A 16,005-nucleotide genomic window follows, 5' to 3' on the forward strand; every position below is an offset into this window, starting at 1 on the left:
AGATGTCGGTGACCCCGACATGACCGCGACCGGTCCGCCACCGGACCGACACACCGTCAACCCGCTGCCGCCCGGCTCACCCTCCGGGCCGCCGGCCCCGGCCGCCCGCCGCGTTCCCGCAGGTCGGCGGCGACCGCTTCGGACGCCAATTCGATCTCACAGCGCCAAAGCTCACGTTGTGTCAGTTTGTTAATCAAAACTTTCTGCAACAGCCGCAAGGCAGCCCGCCGGAACACCGTTGTTACGCCCCGGTAATCCCTACGCTCTACAGGCATGCGCCGAGCAAAAATCGTCTGCACACTCGGGCCCGCCGCCGACTCGTACGACCAGATCAAGGCCCTGGTCGAGGCCGGCATGGACATCGCCCGGTTCAACCTCAGCCACGGCTCCCAGCTCGAACACGAGGAGCGCTACCACCGGGTCCGCAAGGCCGCCGACGAGAGCGGCCGCAGCGTCGGCATCCTCGTCGATCTCCAAGGCCCGAAGATCCGGCTCGGCACCTTCGCCGACGGTCCCGTACTTCTTGAACGCGGCGACGAGTTCACCATCACCGTCGAGGACGTCCCCGGCACCCGCGACCTCTGCAGCACCACCTACGCCGGCCTCGCCGAGGACGTCCTCCCCGGCGAGCACGTCCTCGTCGACGACGGCCGGGTCTGCCTCCAGGTCACCGCCGTCGACGGCCCCCGCATCCGCACCACCGTGCTGGAGGGCGGCCTCGTCTCCGACCACAAGGGCCTCAACCTCCCCGGCATCTCCGTCTCCGTGCCCGCGCTGAGCGACAAGGACGTCGACGACCTGCGCTGGGCACTCCGCCTCGGGGCCGACGTCGTCGCCCTCTCCTTCGTCCGCAGCGGCCGCGACGTCGAGGACGTCCACCGCATCATGGACGAGGAGGGCCGCCGGCTCCCCGTCATCGCCAAGATCGAGAAGCCGCAGGCCGTCGCCGCCCTGGACGCCATCGTCGACGCCTTCGACGGCATCATGGTCGCCCGCGGCGACCTCGGCGTCGAAATGCCCCTGGAGCAGGTGCCCGTCGTCCAGAAGCGCGCCATCAAGCTCGCCAAGCGGAACGCCAAGCCGGTCATCGTCGCCACCCAGATGCTCGACTCGATGATCCACGCCTCCCGGCCCACCCGCGCCGAGGCCTCCGACGTCGCCAACGCCGTCCTCGACGGCACCGACGCCGTCATGCTCTCCGGCGAGACCTCCGTCGGGAAGTACCCCGTCGAGACCGTCCGCACCATGGGCCGCATCATCGAGGCCGCCGAGGAGGACGTCCTCGCCGCCGGCCTCCCCCCGCTCACCGACCGCAACAAGCCCCGCACCCAGGGCGGCGCCGTCGCCCGCGCCGCCGCCGAGATCGGCGACTTCCTGCACGCCAAGTACCTCATCGCCTTCACCCAGAGCGGCGACACCGCCCGCCGCCTCACCCGCTACCGCTCGCCCATCCCCGTCCTCGCCTTCACCTACGAACCCGCCGTCCGCAGCCAACTCGCCCTCACCTGGGGCGTGGAGACCTTCCTCGGCCCGTTCGTCCCCACCACCGACGAGATGGTCGCCCAGGTCGACGCCCAACTCATCGGCCTCGGCCGCTGCAAGAAGGGCGACATCGTCGTCATCACCGCCGGCTCGCCCCCCGGCCTCGCCGGATCCACCAACCTCGTCCGCGTCCACCACGTCGGCGAACTCGACAACTGAGGCGGCCCGTTCACCCGCGGCCCCCGCCCCGGCGGGGGCCGCACCGTCACACCGGCGCTGCGAACACCCCGACGGCGCACCGGAACCGTCCCCATCCGGTGACAGCCCGCCTCCCGCCCGCCCGCCGCGGGTACGTTCCCCCCGACCGGCCCGGCAGCAGGGCCGCCCGAAGGGGAGCACCGACCATGAGCAGCAGCGCCAGACCCCGCCCCGCGAGAACCCGCACCGCAAGAGCCAACGCCCTCGCCACCGCCACCGTCCTCCTCGCCGTCGGCCTCGCCACCGCGTGCACGCCCGACGACGCCGGCAGCCCCGCTGCACCACCCGCCAAGGCCACCGCCACCGTGACCGGCGCGACCGGTGCGACCGCCGCCGGTCACACCGCCGCCGGCGCCGCCGGCACCACCACCATCGGCCGCACCCTCTACTCGGGCGGCCTGCGCTTCGACGTCAAGACCGCCGCCACCACGCCCGCCACCGACACCACCGGCGGCCGGCTCGTCCTCACCACCACCGTCACCAACACCTTCCGCACCACGCCCGTCAACGACTGGCCCACCATCTCCGTCGACGTCAACGGCACCCCCCTCGCCGGTGACCACGGCACCGCCGTGCCGCCCACCCCCGGCGCGAGCAACACCCTCCCGATCACCTTCACCACCCCCGCCGGCTTCACCCTCGACGGAGCCTCCCTCGTGCTCGGCGACCCCGGCCAGAACCAGGCGGTCCTCCCGCTCGGCAACGGGGGCCGACCCGCCGCCGACCTCAAGCCCCTCGACCTCGCCCTCCCCGCCGCCCACACCGTCACCGGCGGCCGCCTCGCCCTCACCCTCAAGAGCGCCCAACTGCGCGCCGACACCGCCAACTCCCCGCTCAAGCTCGGTGAGCGCGCCCTCTACCTCACCTACGACATGACCGGCACCGTCGGCCCCGCCGGCATGGCCGTCAGCGGCGACAGCCTGCGCCTGCGCCTGCCCGGCGGCCAGGAGGTCGGCCCCAGCAGCGCCCCCATCGAGGCCATCTACCCGGACCGCCCCACCCGTCAGAACCAGGCCGCCTGGTTCGTCTTCAGCGGCGCCGCCGACGGCGACTACACCCTCACCGTCACCGACCCCGACCGCAACGGCACCCCCGCCACCGCGGTCTTCCACGTCACCGGCGTCACGGCCGCCGGCCCCGTCGGCTGACCCGCCCGCACCCGGGGGTCACCACTTCGGGCCGACGTGCGCGTCCACCAGCGCCACCGAGGCACGCCGCGCCACCGAGACGTTCACCTGGCCCCGGGGGCGCGGCGCCGAGGCCCGCCACTCGACGCCGACCGCGTCGAGGGTGTCGGTGAAGATGCGCCGGATGTCGGCGGAGGTGTTGGTGAAGAACCAGCGCGGGTACTCGTGGCGGCGGACGGTGCCGCCCACCATGCGGGTGGCCCAGTTGGTGATCCGGCAGCCGTCGGAGTGCAGCAACCCGCGCAGCAGCTCCCACGGGTGGGCGTCCACCGCCGCCTGCTGCCAGGGCTCCAGGACGATCCGGCGCTCGTGCTTGCGGCCCGGGCCGTGCTGGGGGAAGTGGCAGACCAGGTGGGTGGAGTACACCTTGACGTCGTGGCAGCCCTCGCGCCGTACCCGGCACGGGGAGTTGTTCGGCAGGACCCGCCGCATCGCCCGCTCCACCGAGTCCATGACGCCCGGCCACCGGTCGTCGCAGGTGACGGTGAGGTGCGGCGCCCGCTGCCGCGGAGGGTGGAGGATGTGGCCGTCGCCGAGGTAGAGCCCGAGCAGGTGGCAGTAGGCGGCGGTGTCCAGCGGGTCGCCGTGGCAGTGCGGGCAGGTCGACCGCTTGCGGCCGGGCAGTTCGCCGCGGCGGGCGTTCTCCCGGTGCTTCCACCAGGCGACGGTGCCGGGCGGCACCCCGAGCCGGCGGGCCACCTCCGCGTTGGGCACGCCCGCGCGCAGCAGCCCGACGGCCTGTTCCCTCACCGTGGGTTCGCTCATGCGTCCACGATGCGGCCGCGAGGCCCGGGTGCGGAGCGGACGGGGACGAACTCACCCGTGATGGTGAAAATGCCGTATCGGCGGTAACGCCTGTGAATCGCAAGCGGTCAAAGGTGCCGGGTGCGGGATTCGAACCCGCAAGCCCTCTCGGGCAGATGTGTTTGAGACATCCGTGTATGCCGTTCCACCAACCCGGCTCGGCTGGGCGTGAGCAGGATACCCTGTGCGCGTCTGATGCCGCAGCTAGGTAGGCTCGTGCATGCAGCACCCCGCCGGAACAAGGAGCCCCGTGAGCACCGCCGACGAGCAGCCCCAGCCGCTTGAGATCGAGTCGCCCCAGATCACCCGCATCGTCATCGCCGAGGACGAGGCGCTGATCCGCCTGGACCTCAAGGAGATGCTGGAGGAGGAGGGATACACCGTCGTCGGTGAGGCCGGGGACGGCGAGACGGCGGTGAAGCTGGTCGAGGAGCTGAAGCCGGACCTGGTGATCCTGGACGTGAAGATGCCCGTCCTGGACGGTCTGTCGGCGGCCGAGCGGATCCACGAGCAGCACCTCGCCCCGGTGCTGATGCTGACGGCGTTCTCGCAGCGCGAGCTCGTCGACCGGGCCCGGGACGCCGGTGCGATGGCGTACATCGTGAAGCCGTTCAGCAAGAGCGACCTGGTGCCGGCGATCGAGATGGCGGTCTCGCGCTACACCGAGATGCGCACGCTGGAGGAGGAGATCGCCGACCTCTCGCAGCGGCTGGAGACCCGCAAGCTGGTGGACCGGGCGAAGAGCGTGCTGCAGACGAAGTTCGGGCTGACCGAGCCGGCCGCGTTCCGCTGGATCCAGAAGACCTCGATGGACCGCCGGATGACCATGGCCGCCGTGGCGCAGGCCGTGATCGAGGAGGGCGAGGCGCAGGACCGCAAGAAGGCCGACGCGGGCAAGGACGAGGGCTGACGGGGCTGACGCGGCTCCGCCCGGGACGCACCGGGAACGCCAGGAGGCCCGGCCGCCGATGCGGTCGGGCCTCCTGCTGCGTGTGCCGGGTCAGTCCTCGCCGAGGTAGGCCTTGCGGACGGACTCGTCGTGGAGCAGGTCCGCGCCGGTGCCGGTGAGCACGATGCGGCCGGTCTCCATGACGTAGCCCCGGTCGGAGAGCGAGAGCGCGGCCTGCGCGTTCTGCTCGACGAGCAGGATGGTGGTGCCGGAGGCCTTGAGCTCGACGATGGTCGCCATGATCTTCTGCATCATCAGCGGGGACAGGCCCATGGAGGGCTCGTCCAGCATGAGCAGCTTGGGACGGGACATCAGGGCGCGGCCCATGGCGAGCATCTGCTGCTCGCCGCCGGACAGGGTGCCCGCGGCCTGCTTGCGGCGCTCGCCGAGGATCGGGAAGAGCGCGTAGGCGCGCTCGACGTCCTCGGTGATGCCGGTGGAGTCCTTGCGCAGGAAGGCGCCGAGGAGGAGGTTCTCCTCGATGCTCATGCGCGGGAAGATGTGCCGGCCCTCGGGGGAGTGGGCCAGGCCCAGCGACACGATCTTGTGGGCGGGGACGGTGGAGAGCGCCTGCCCGTCGAAGGTGATCTTCCCCTGGGTGGGCTTGAGCAGCCCGGACAGGGTGCGCAGGGTGGTGGTCTTGCCGGCGCCGTTGGTGCCGATGAGCGTGGTGACCTCGCCCTGCTTGACGGAGAAGCTGATCCCCTTGACGGCTTCGATCTTGCCGTAGGAGACGCGGAGGTCCTCGACCTCGAGAAGAGCTGTCACTGGTCTTCCTCCGTGCTTGCTGCCGTGTCGGTGGCGCCCTCGAGGGGCGCACCGAGGTAGGCGGTGATGACGCGCTCGTCGTTCTGGACGGTCTCCTTGTCGCCCTCGACGATCTTCTGGCCCTGGACGAGCACGGCGGTGCGGTCGCACAGGTTGAAGATGAACCGCATGTCGTGCTCGATGACGAGGATGGAGATGCCCTTGTCGCGGATCGCGAAGACGAGCTCCTCGGCGGCGCGGGTCTCCTGCGGGTTCATGCCGGCGGTGGGCTCGTCGAGCAGCAGCAGGCCGGGCTCGCTGGCCATGGCGCGGGCGATCTCGAGCTTGCGCTGCTCGCCGTAGGGGAGGTTGCGCGAGAGGTGGTCGGCCTTGTGGTCGAGGCCGATGAACTCCAGGAGTTCCATGGCCTTCTCGCGGCCCTCCGCCTCGGCCTTCTTGTAGCCGGGGCCGCGCAGCAGGGCGGAGAGCAGGCCCTCCTTGGTGCGGGTGTGGCGGCCGACGAGGACGTTCTCCAGGACGGTCATGTTGGCGAAGAGCCGGATGTTCTGGAAGGTCCGGGCGATGCCGGCGGAGGTGACGAGGTGGGGCTTGGGCGGCAGGACGGTGCCCTGGTACCGGACGGTGCCCTCGGTGGGGACGTACAGGCCGGTGAGGCAGTTGAAGAAGGTGGTCTTGCCGGCGCCGTTGGGGCCGATCAGGCCGACGATCTCGCCCTTGTTGACGGTGAGGTCGACGTTGTTGACGGCGGTGAGGCCGCCGAAGCGCATGACGACGCCGCTGGCTTCGAGCAGGGGGGTGGCGGCCGCGGTGCCCTCGGGGCGGGGGGCCGGGACGGTCTGGGTGGTCATGGTGTGTCTCACGCCCCTGCGGTGGTGAGGCCGGCGGTGCTGCCGGGGTCGGTGCTGGCGGGTGCGTCGTCGGTCTCCGCCGGGGCCGCGTCGTCGGTGTCCTTGTCGTGGAACTCGAGCTGGGCGCGGCGGTTGGCGATGAGGCCCTCGGGCCGCAGGCGCATCAGGAGGACGAGCGCGATGCCGAAGACGAGGAGCTGGTACTCCTTCAGGAAGACGAGCTTCTCCGGGATCAGGTAGAGCAGGGTGGCACCGAGCAGCGGGCCGGCGATGGTGCCCATGCCGCCGAGGACGACGGCCGCGACCAGGAAGGCGCTGTTGGGCGGGACGGCGCCGGCGAACTGGTAGGGGTCGGGGACGACGCTGTAGCTGACGTGGGCCATGACGGTGCCGGCGAGGCCGGCGAGCGCGGCGCCGAGGGCGAAGGCGAGCAGCTTGAGCTTGAAGCCGTTGATGCCCATGGCCTGTGCGGCGGTCTCGTCCTCGCGGATGGCGACCCAGGCGCGGCCGATGCGGGAGTCGTTGGCCCGGCTGAAGACCGTCACGACGAACGCGGTGACGAGCAGCATCAGCAGGAAGTAGTTGGCGAAGCGTCCGAGGGTGAAGGACCCGAAGGTGTGCGCCTGGCCGAAGTCGAACCCGAGGATGTCGAGGTCGGGGATGTTGCGGATGCCGTTCGGGCCGTTGGTGACCTTGGGGCCGGAGACGCCGTCGAGGCTGTTGACCGCGATGCGGAAGATCTCTCCGAAGCCGAGGGTCACGATGGCGAGGTAGTCGCCGCGCAGCCGCAGGGTCGGGGCGCCGATGACGACGCCGAAGACCAGGGCCGCGGCCATGCCGACCAGGGCGGCGCCCCAGAAGGGCAGGTGCAGGCCGACGGGGGAGCTGGTGGAGCCGGAGACCAGGGCGGCGGCGTAGGCGCCGACGCCGAGGAAGGCGACGTAGCCGAGGTCGAGGAGGCCGGCGAGGCCGACGACGACGTTCAGGCCGAGGGCGACGGTGGCGAAGATCAGGATGTTGACGCCGACCGAGGCGAAGTGGTCGTCGCTCTGGGTGAAGGGGAACGCGGCGGCCGCGGCGAAGGCGGCGGCGGTGGTGGTGCCGCGGTGGCGGGCGGTGAGCGCGGTCAGCCGGGAGACGAGGCCGGCGCGCATCAGGGCCCAGGTGCCGATGGCGGTGAGGATCAGGAAGCCGATGAACAGCTCGCCGTACTCGGTGACGATGCCGTAGGTGAAGACGGTCAGGCCGAGGCCGGCGACCGCGATGATGATCAGCGTCTCGACCCAGCGGTTGAGCGGCTTCGCGGGGGCCAGGTCGGGGTTCGGGCCGACGAGGCGGGTGAAGGCGCCCAGGTAGTGCCGGGTGATGGCGAGCACGCCGCCGGAGGAGGGGAGTCCGACGGTGGTGCGGGTCTGCGGCAGGCCGAGGGCGCCGATCAGGGGGAGCAGGGAGGCCACGCCGGCGATCCAGCCGCCGGGCTCCAGGTTCGCGAGGCCGCCGAGCTCGGTGGCGATCGCGATCAGGGTGAACCAGGTGGTGGCCGCGGCGGCCGCGCCGAGGACGAGGACCGGTGCCTCGGGGCCGGCGGGGGTGAGCCAGCGGGTGCCCTTCACGCCGTACAGCGGCAGCGAGAAGAGGGCGATCAGCAGGCCGGCCGCGAGGGTGAGGATCTGCAGGCCGCCGGGGTAGCCGTCGACGGTGAGGTCGCCGGGGAACTCCGAGGTCCAGGTCCAGTGGATGAACGTGGAGGCGGCGGTGGCGAGGCCGCCCGCGAGGACGAGCGCCTTGGCGGCCGGGAGCGGCAGCGGGAGGGCGGGGCTCTTGGTGGTGGTCATGGTGGCTGCTCCGTTCCTCAGGCTCGGTCCGCGACGCGCTCACCGAGTAGGCCTTGTGGCCGCACGAGGAGGACGACGATCAGGAGGACGAAGGCCCAGACGTTGGCCCAGGAGCCGCCGCCGAGCTGGTGCATGCCGGGGATCTCCTGGATGTACGCGGTGGCGAGGGCCTCCGCGACACCGAGGACGAGGCCGCCGAGCATGGCGCCGTAGATGTTGCCGATGCCGCCGAGGACGGCCGCGGTGAAGGCCTTGAGGCCGGCGAGGAAGCCCATGGTGGGGGAGACCTGGCCGTAGCGCAGGCCCCAGCCGACGGCGGCGACCGCGGCGAAGGCGGCACCGAGCGCGAACGCGATCACGATGATGCGGTCGGTGTTGATGCCCATCAGCTTCGCGGTGTCGGGGTCCTGCGCGGTGGCCTGCATGCCGCGGCCGGTGCGGGTCTTGCCGACGAAGGCGGCGAGCGCGCCCATGCAGAGCGGGGCGGCGACGAACAGGAAGATGTCGGCGGGCTGCAGGGTGACGCTGCCGATGTGGTACGGGCCGCCGGGCAGCTGCGGGAAGCTGCGGCCGGACTTGGCGCCCGGGTAGAACTGCTCGACGACCTGCTGGAGCGCGAGCGAGAGGCCGATCGCGGTGATCAGCGGGGCGAGCTTCGGGGCACCGCGCAGCGGGCGGTAGGCGAAGCGCTCGGCGGCCACGGCGACGATCACGGAGATCAGCACGCCGCCCAGGAGCATCAGGGGCAGGGCGAGCCAGAGGCTGGTGCCGGGGGGAAGGACCAAGTATGTGGTGAGGGCTCCGAACCCACCGGTCATGAAGATCTCGCCGTGGGCGAAGTTGATGAGCTGGACGATGCCGTAGACCATTGTGTAGCCGATCGCGATCAGCCCGTAGAGGGAGCCGAGGATCAGGCCGTTGGCCAGCTGCTGCGGCAGTTCGTGCACCGCTGGGCCTCCGAGTGGATTCGGGGTGGGGTTCGCTTGCGGGGTGGGGACGAACCGTTGTGGGACGGCGGGGACGCTGGTTCTCAGCGCCCCCGCCGGTGGTTCGTTCTGTTGCGTGCTGCTCCGGGTGCGGCCGTGTGGGTCGGCCGTGGATCAACCGGGGGTGGGTCAGCCGGCGTAGGTGCCGGACTTGGCGACCGCCCAGGCGCCGTCCTTGACGGTGTAGACGGTCAGCTGCTTGTTGACCGCGTCGCCGAACTCGTCGAAGCCGACCTTGCCGGTGACACCGTCGAAGCCGACCTTGCTCATCGCGGTGACGACCTTGGCGCGGGCGTCGGACGGCACCTTGCCGCCGTTGTCGGCGACGACGGCCTTGACGGCCTGGACGATCGACCAGGCGGCGTCGTAGGAGTAGCCGCCGTAGGCCGCGTACGGGTCGGAGTAGCCGGCCGCCTTGTAGTCGGCGACGAACTTCTTGGCGGAGTCGAGGGACTCGACCGGGGCGCCGACGGAGGTCGCGAAGTCGCCGTTGGCGTTCTTGTTGGCCTTGTTGATGTACTCGGGGTCGTACATGCCGTCGCCGCCGAAGACGGGGGCGGTGACGCCGGCCTTCTTGAGCTGGTCGGACAGCGGGCCGGACTGCGGGTACTCGCCGCCGTAGTAGATGACGTCGGCGCCGGCGGCCTTGGCCTTGGTGACCACGGCCGAGAAGTCCAGGTTGTTCTCGTCGATGTGGTCCTGGCCCTTGATGGTGCCGCCGAGCTTGGTGAACTCCTTCTGGAAGGCGCCGACCAGGCCCACGCCGTAGGTCTTCTTGTCGTCGATCAGGTAGGCGGTCTTCTTGCCGAGGTCGGTGTAGGCGTACTGCGCGGCGAACGGGCCCTGGATGGCGTCCGTGGTCGCGGTGCGGAAGTACGTCTTGAAGGTGCGCTTCTTCTCGGTCTCGAACTTCTCGCCCTGGGTCAGGGCGGGGTTGGTGTTGGCCGGGGAGACCTCGACCAGGCTCGCGGACTCGAAGACCTGCTGCATCGACTGGGCGACACCGGAGTTCAGCGGGCCGACGACGCCGAGGACGCTCTTGTCGGCGACCAGGGCGGTGGCGTTCTGCTGGCCTTCCTGGGGCGACTTCTTGTCGTCCAGGGCCTTCACCTTGAAGGTGACGCCGGGAACTTCCTTGTTGTCGTTGGCGATCTTGGCGGCCAGCTCGACGGAGTGCTGGATGCCGAGGCCGAGGGCGGACAGCGGACCGGTCAGCGGGGCGTCGACGCCGATGGTGACGGTGGTGCCGCCGGCGTCGCCGCTGGCGCCCGACTTCTCACCGCGGGAGCCGCAGGCCGACACGGTGAGAGCTCCGACGACTGCGATGCTCACGACAAGCAGAGAACGGTTACGCACGAAGTTCCCCTTCTGGATCAGGTAGGCAGTGCGCCGGAGTGGCGGTGCCGGGTCGCGCGCTGGGGCCTGGCCCGATCGGTTGGCGCGGTGACTGGCCGTGACTCTAGAACGGCTTCGGCAGGCTCCGGCAGACCTGCGGACATGCTGTGATTCTCTTGTTATGCGGACCTCTTCGAAAATCTCGAATATTGGTCATCCACGCCCCGTTCTGCGCGGGCTGCTAAGTGTCGTCTCGCCCACCGAAACGGTGTCGTACAGGAAAACGCCTGCTACCGGCGGTGTTCGACTATCGGACATGAGTGTTCGTCACTGCACGTGCGGACACCTGCGTCCGGTAACCGGAAATCGGGCACGCCGAATGCAGCCTTTGGGACAGGTCGCGGGCGTACTGGGTGCCGAGGATCTGGCTCACGGTCTCGATTGCGCGCGTGTTACGCAGCGTTACATCGAGGAAAGGCATCCCGGCGTCCGGCGGTGCCCCCGCGCAGTCCGTGACCCGGTACTCCACGGTCAGCAGCACCGGCCGCTCCGGCGTGACGGTCACAGGGAGTCCGCCCGTCACCGTGACGGACAAACCGGGATAGCTCTGGCGAACCGCCACCACCTCGTACGGCCGGTCCGCCTCCGCCGACACCCGCAGGGCGAAGACCTGCCCCGGCCCGGCCGGCGGCGACACCGGCCCGGCGTAGTGCAGGTGGGAGATCACCGAGGGCACCGGCGGCACCTCGGCGGCCGGCGCGGGCGTCGGGTCGCGCCCGGGGTGGCGCAGCGTCAGCACCACGACCACGGCGGCGAACACCACGGTCAGCACGATCTTCTGACGTCTGCTCAGCAGGTGGTGCAGGGGCAGCGGCGGGGGCGGCGGTGCCTCCGTCCCCTCGGCCGGCTCGATCGGGCCGAGGTGTCCGTGACCGCCGGGTGCGGCTCCGCCGTGCCGTGCGCCGGACATGCTGGTGCCCCCTCGTCCGGGAGGGTCTGCCCCCGACCGGCCGTGCCCAAACGGAGCTCGAACACAACCGCCGCCCACCCGCCGGGGAACGGCGGGTGCGCGGCGGGACGGCGCGCGGCGGGGCCGGTGCTACAGGTCGCGAAGCATGCAGGTCAGCCGGCAGCTGGTGATCCGCTTGCCGGTGTCGTCGGTGACCGCGATCTCGTACGTCGCGGCGGTGCGGCCCTTGAAGACGGCCGTCGCCACGCCCGTCACCAGGCCGGAGGTCGCCGACCGGTGGTGGGTGGCGTTGAGGTCGACGCCCACCGCGTACCGGCCCGGCCCGGCGTGCAGCATCGCGCCGATCGACCCGATCGTCTCGGCGAGCGCCGCCGAGGCGCCGCCGTGCAGCAGCCCGTACGGCTGCTGGTTGCCCTCGACCGGCATCGTGCCCACCACCCGGTCCGGCGAGGCCTCGGTGATCCGGATGCCGAGCTTCTCGCCCAGGTGCCCGCCGGAGAAGGTCTCCGGGCTGACCCCGAGCTTCGCGAAGTGGTCGAGGACGTCCTGGGGCACGTTCAGTACTACGGGGGCCGCGTCGGTCATGGTGCTCCTGCCGGTGGGGGTCACGTCGTCGTGCTGTCTGTGATCGTACGACCGGCCCGCGACCCCCGGGGCGGCCAGGGCCGACACCGCCGCGGCCCCGGTACGGTGGCGGGCCGTGTCGGTGCCGCGCCCTAGGATCGAGGCGTGGCAGAGGAACCGGCAGGAACGGACGTTGACGTGGCTGTGCAGGGTGCGGACAGGGCTGTGCCGGACGCAGGTGAGGACACGGCGGGCGGCGGGCGGCGCCGGCTGATGCTGCTCGACGGGCATTCGATGGCCTACCGGGCCTTCTACGCGCTGCCCGTGGAGAACTTCAACACCGCCACCGGGCAGCCGACCAACGCCGTGTACGGCTTCGCCTCGATGCTGGCCAACACGGTGCGCGACGAGCGGCCCACCCACCTCGCGGTCGCCTTCGACCTCTCCCGGCAGACCTTCCGCTCCGCCGAGTTCCCCGACTACAAGGCCAACCGCTCGGCCACCCCGGACGAGTTCCGCAGCCAGGTCGGCCTGATCGGCGAGCTGCTCGACGCCATGCACGTCCCGCGGATCACCGCCGAGGGCTTCGAGGCCGACGACATCATCGCCACCCTGGCCACGGCCGCCGCCGCCGACGGCTTCGAGGTGCAGATCGTCACCGGCGACCGGGACTCCCTGCAGCTCGTCGGCGAGCACGTCACCGTGCTCTACCCGACCAAGGGCGTCTCCGAGCTCACCCGTTACACCCCCGAGAAGGTCGCCGAGAAGTACGGCGTCACCCCCGCCCAGTACCCCGACCTCGCGGCGCTGCGCGGCGACCCGTCCGACAACCTGCCCGGCATCCCCGGCGTCGGCGAGAAGACCGCGGCGAAGTGGGTCAACCAGTTCGGCTCCTTCGACGAGCTGGTCGCCCGCGCCGACGAGGTCAAGGGCAAGATCGGCGAGAAGCTCCGCGAGCACCTCGACTCGGTCAAGCGCAACCGCATCCTCACCGAGCTGGTGCGCGACGTCCACCTGCCGCTCGGCGTCGCCGACCTCGCCCGCCGGCCCTTCGACAAGCCGGCCGTCGGCCAGATCATGGAGTCGCTGGAGTTCCGCAACCCGAACTTCCGCGAGCGGGTCTACGCCATGGACCCGGCCGGCGCCGCCGAGACGGAGACCCCCGAGACCGTCGCCGGCCCCGAGGTCGACGGCGACGTGCTGACCGCGCCCGGCGCCCTCACCGCCTGGCTCGCCGAGCACGGCAAGGGCCGCACCGCGATCGCCGCCGTCTACACCTGGGCGCTCGGCACCGGCCGCGTCCAGGAGGTCGCCCTCGCCGCCGGCGACGCCGCCGCCTGGTTCGACCCGGCCGCCCTCGACCAGGCCGACGACCAGGCCTTCACCGCCTGGCTCGCCGACCCGGACCACCCCAAGGCGCTGCACATCGCCAAGCACGTCATGCGGGCCTTCGCCGAGCAGGGCTGGCGGATCGGCGGCGTCACCGCCGACACCGCCCTCGCCGCCTACCTGGAGAAGCCCGGCCGGCGCACCTTCACCCTCGACGTCCTCGCCGAGGAGTACCTCGCCCGCTCGCTCGCCCCGGCCGCCGCGGCCGAGACCGGCCAGCTCTCCTTCGACGCCCCGGAGGAGGACGCCGGCGCCGCCGCCCGCGCCCTCATGGTCCAGGCCCGCGCGATCCTCGACCTCGCCGAGCTGTTCGACGGCCGGCTCGCCGAGGTCGGCGCCGCCGAGCTGTTCCACGACATGGAGCTGCCGATCGCCGAGCTGCTCGCCCGGATGGAGCGCTACGGCATCGCCGCCGACCGGGACTGGCTCACCGGCCTGGAGTCCCAGTTCGCAGCCGAGATCCAGCGCTGCGTCGACGAGGCGCACGCCGCCGCCGGGCACCCCTTCAACCTGGGCTCGCCCAAGCAGCTCCAGGAGATCCTCTTCGGCGAGCTCGGCCTGCCCAAGACCAAGAAGATCAAGACCGGCTACACCACCGACGCCGACGCGCTCACCTGGCTGGCCACCCAGACCACCAACGAGCTCCCGGTGATCCTGCTGCGCCACCGCGACCAGGCCAAGCTGCGCACCACCGTCGAGGGCCTGCTCAAGACGGTCTCCCCGCAGGGCCGCATCCACACCACTTTCAACCAGATGGTCGCCGCCACCGGCCGGCTCTCCTCGCAGGACCCGAACCTGCAGAACATCCCCGTCCGCACCGAGGAGGGCCGCGCGATCCGCCGGGCCTTCGTCGTCGGCGAGGGCTACGAGTCGCTGCTCACCGCCGACTACTCGCAGATCGAGCTGCGCATCATGGCCCACCTCTCCGAGGACGAGGCCCTGGTCGAGGCCTTCCTCAGCGGCGAGGACCTGCACACCACCGTCGCCTCCCAGGTGTTCGAGGTCGCCCGGGACGCCGTCGACGCCGAGATGCGCCGCAAGATCAAGGCGATGTCCTACGGCCTCGCGTACGGCCTCTCCGCGTACGGCCTCTCCCAGCAGCTCGGCATCAAGCCCGCCGAGGCCCAGGGCCTGATGGACACCTACTTCCAGCGGTTCGGCGGCGTCCGCGACTACCTGTACAACGTCGTCGAGGAGGCCCGCGCGGTCGGCTACACCGAGACCCTGCTCGGCCGCCGCCGCTACCTGCCCGACCTCACCAGCGACAACCGGCAGCGCCGCGAGATGGCCGAGCGGATGGCCCTCAACGCGCCGATCCAGGGCTCCGCCGCCGACATCGTCAAGATCGCCATGCTGAACGTCGACCGGGCCCTCACCGAGGCCGGCCTCGGCTCCCGGATGCTCCTCCAGGTGCACGACGAAATCGTGCTGGAGGTCGCCCCGGGCGAGCGCGAGCAGGTCGAGGCGCTCGTCCGCGAGCAGATGGCCGGCGCCTACCCGCTGCGCGCCCCGCTCGACGTCTCGGTCGGCTCCGGTGCGAACTGGGAGGCCGCTGCGCACTGAGCCGGTGCCCGTGCCGCGGTCCTGCCGTCACCGGCGGGGCCGCGGCACCGTGCTGTCCGGGCCCGGGCCCGGTCGCGGGCCGGAGGGTGCTGCAATCTCTTGCTGCAAGTTTCCGAAATTCTTTGCGAACCGCCTTGACCTGCTCCGCCCCCGAGCGGGAGGGTCGTCCCAGCGGGCGAGCGCGCCGCTCCGCGGCCGATCCGACCCACCCGAGAGGCACCCCTCGCATGCCCGGACACGTCCCGCCCGTCACCGACGAGCGCCACGCGCTGCTCGCCTACCTCGACCAGCAGCGCCAGTGCCTGCGCGTCACCGCGCACGGCCTCACCGACGAGCAGGCCGCGTCGGCACCGTCCGCCAGCGAACTCAGCATCGCCGGACTGATCAAGCACGCCGCCCGCTGCGAGCGCGGCTGGATGGACCTCGTGCTGCAGCGCCGCCGCGGCCCCGAGCGAGCGGCCGACGAGGACGACTCCTCCGACTTCGTCCTCGGGCCCGGCGAGACGCTCGCGGGCGCGCTCGCCGACTACGCGGAGGCCGCCGCCGAGACGGACGCGATCGTCGCCGGCCTCCCCGACCTCGGCCGCCCGGTGCCCGTCCCCAAGGGCCTGCCGTGGTTCCCCGCCGACGTCGACGCCTGGTCGGTGCGGTGGGTCCTGCTGCACCTCATCGAGGAGACCGCCCGGCACGGCGGGCACGCCGACATCATCCGCGAGACCCTCGACGGGGCCACCCTCTTCCCGCTGCTGGCGGCGGCCGAGCAGTGGCCCGACCCGTGGTTCCGTCCGTGGGAGCCCGCCCCGGCCGCGGGCACCGCCTGACGGCGCCCGGGTCGGTCTAGAATCCGCGCCACGATTCAAGATCGCAGAGGGGCGCGGAGATGGACGAGGACGGGAGAGCCGTGCGGAGCGGCCGACGCCGGGCATTGATCGGCGCCGGCGCGGGCGTGGCGCTGTTGGCAGTCGGTGGCAGCGCCTGGGCGCTGTCCGGCGGGTCGGAGCACCCGCCGGCGGCCGGGCCGGGGGCGGCCGGCACCGGCCCGCCCGCCCCGTCGCGGGGGGGGGGCG

Annotated in this window: 13 protein-coding genes and 1 tRNA gene; 5 read left to right on the plus strand and 9 right to left on the minus strand. The window is 71.7% G+C overall.

The features are described from left to right. The first annotated feature begins 273 nt into the window (after positions 1-273). Positions 274-1,701, plus strand: coding sequence for a pyruvate kinase (gene pyk, locus ABD353_RS14700; protein ID WP_344624017.1), 1,428 nt, complete (start codon positions 274-276; stop codon positions 1,699-1,701). Between the two features lie 185 nt (positions 1,702-1,886). Beyond that, positions 1,887-2,888, plus strand: coding sequence for a hypothetical protein (locus ABD353_RS14705; protein WP_344624018.1), 1,002 nt, complete (start codon positions 1,887-1,889; stop codon positions 2,886-2,888). A gap of 18 nt (positions 2,889-2,906) precedes the next feature. Here the strand turns inward: ABD353_RS14705 and ABD353_RS14710 are convergent, their stop codons facing one another. After that, positions 2,907-3,692, minus strand: coding sequence for a helix-turn-helix domain-containing protein (locus tag ABD353_RS14710; protein ID WP_344624019.1), 786 nt, complete (start codon positions 3,690-3,692; stop codon positions 2,907-2,909). A gap of 114 nt (positions 3,693-3,806) precedes the next feature. Then, a tRNA-Leu gene (locus ABD353_RS14715) sits at positions 3,807-3,889 on the minus strand. A gap of 92 nt (positions 3,890-3,981) precedes the next feature. On the opposite strand from ABD353_RS14715, the gene ABD353_RS14720 reads away from it, so the two are divergent. Further along, on the plus strand, positions 3,982-4,641 hold the full coding sequence (locus ABD353_RS14720; RefSeq protein ID WP_344624020.1) for an ANTAR domain-containing response regulator: 660 nt from the start codon (positions 3,982-3,984) through the stop codon (positions 4,639-4,641). A gap of 90 nt (positions 4,642-4,731) precedes the next feature. On the opposite strand, the gene ABD353_RS14725 is transcribed toward ABD353_RS14720, so the two are convergent. The 7 genes from ABD353_RS14725 to ABD353_RS14755 all read right to left on the minus strand — a co-directional run bounded on the left by ABD353_RS14725 (position 4,732) and on the right by ABD353_RS14755 (position 12,007). Beyond that, entirely contained in the window at positions 4,732-5,448 is a 717-nt protein-coding gene (locus tag ABD353_RS14725; protein ID WP_344624021.1) for an ABC transporter ATP-binding protein, read from the minus strand. Next, the gene (locus ABD353_RS14730) at positions 5,445-6,296 is read right to left on the minus strand and encodes an ABC transporter ATP-binding protein (protein ID WP_344624022.1); all 852 of its coding nucleotides are present in this window, start codon (positions 6,294-6,296) and stop codon (positions 5,445-5,447) included. The genes ABD353_RS14725 and ABD353_RS14730 overlap by 4 nt, the downstream gene beginning before the upstream one ends. An 8-nt stretch (positions 6,297-6,304) precedes the next feature. Further along, positions 6,305-8,131 carry a branched-chain amino acid ABC transporter permease gene (locus ABD353_RS14735; protein ID WP_344624023.1) on the minus strand — a complete coding sequence of 609 codons (1,827 nt, stop codon included), beginning with the start codon at positions 8,129-8,131 and terminating at the stop codon, positions 6,305-6,307. Between the two features lie 17 nt (positions 8,132-8,148). Then, a complete protein-coding gene (locus ABD353_RS14740; protein ID WP_030262518.1) occupies positions 8,149-9,078 on the minus strand; it encodes a branched-chain amino acid ABC transporter permease in 930 nt (309 codons plus the stop codon). Positions 9,079-9,246: 168 nt separating this feature from the next. After that, the gene (locus ABD353_RS14745) at positions 9,247-10,473 is read right to left on the minus strand and encodes a branched-chain amino acid ABC transporter substrate-binding protein (protein ID WP_030262515.1); all 1,227 of its coding nucleotides are present in this window, start codon (positions 10,471-10,473) and stop codon (positions 9,247-9,249) included. Between the two features lie 286 nt (positions 10,474-10,759). Beyond that, complete coding sequence (locus ABD353_RS14750) at positions 10,760-11,422, minus strand: Tat pathway signal sequence domain protein (protein ID WP_344624024.1); 663 nt, start codon at positions 11,420-11,422, stop codon at positions 10,760-10,762. Positions 11,423-11,551: 129 nt separating this feature from the next. Beyond that, positions 11,552-12,007 carry a PaaI family thioesterase gene (locus ABD353_RS14755; protein WP_344624025.1) on the minus strand — a complete coding sequence of 152 codons (456 nt, stop codon included), beginning with the start codon at positions 12,005-12,007 and terminating at the stop codon, positions 11,552-11,554. 252 nt (positions 12,008-12,259) lie between these two features. Between ABD353_RS14755 and polA the strand changes: the two genes are divergently transcribed. Together polA and ABD353_RS14765 are read left to right on the plus strand one after the other, a co-directional pair. Then, positions 12,260-14,938 (plus strand): DNA polymerase I, encoded by a 2,679-nt coding sequence (gene polA / locus ABD353_RS14760; protein ID WP_344624030.1) that lies wholly within the window; start codon positions 12,260-12,262, stop codon positions 14,936-14,938. A 227-nt stretch (positions 14,939-15,165) separates the two neighbouring features. Next, positions 15,166-15,759: a DinB family protein gene (locus ABD353_RS14765; RefSeq protein ID WP_344624026.1), complete on the plus strand. Its 594-nt coding sequence runs from the start codon at positions 15,166-15,168 to the stop codon at positions 15,757-15,759. Positions 15,760-16,005: the final 246 nt, after the last annotated feature.

This window comes from Kitasatospora arboriphila (genome assembly GCF_039528095.1).
GTDB classification, from domain to species: Bacteria; Actinomycetota; Actinomycetes; order Streptomycetales; family Streptomycetaceae; genus Kitasatospora; species Kitasatospora arboriphila.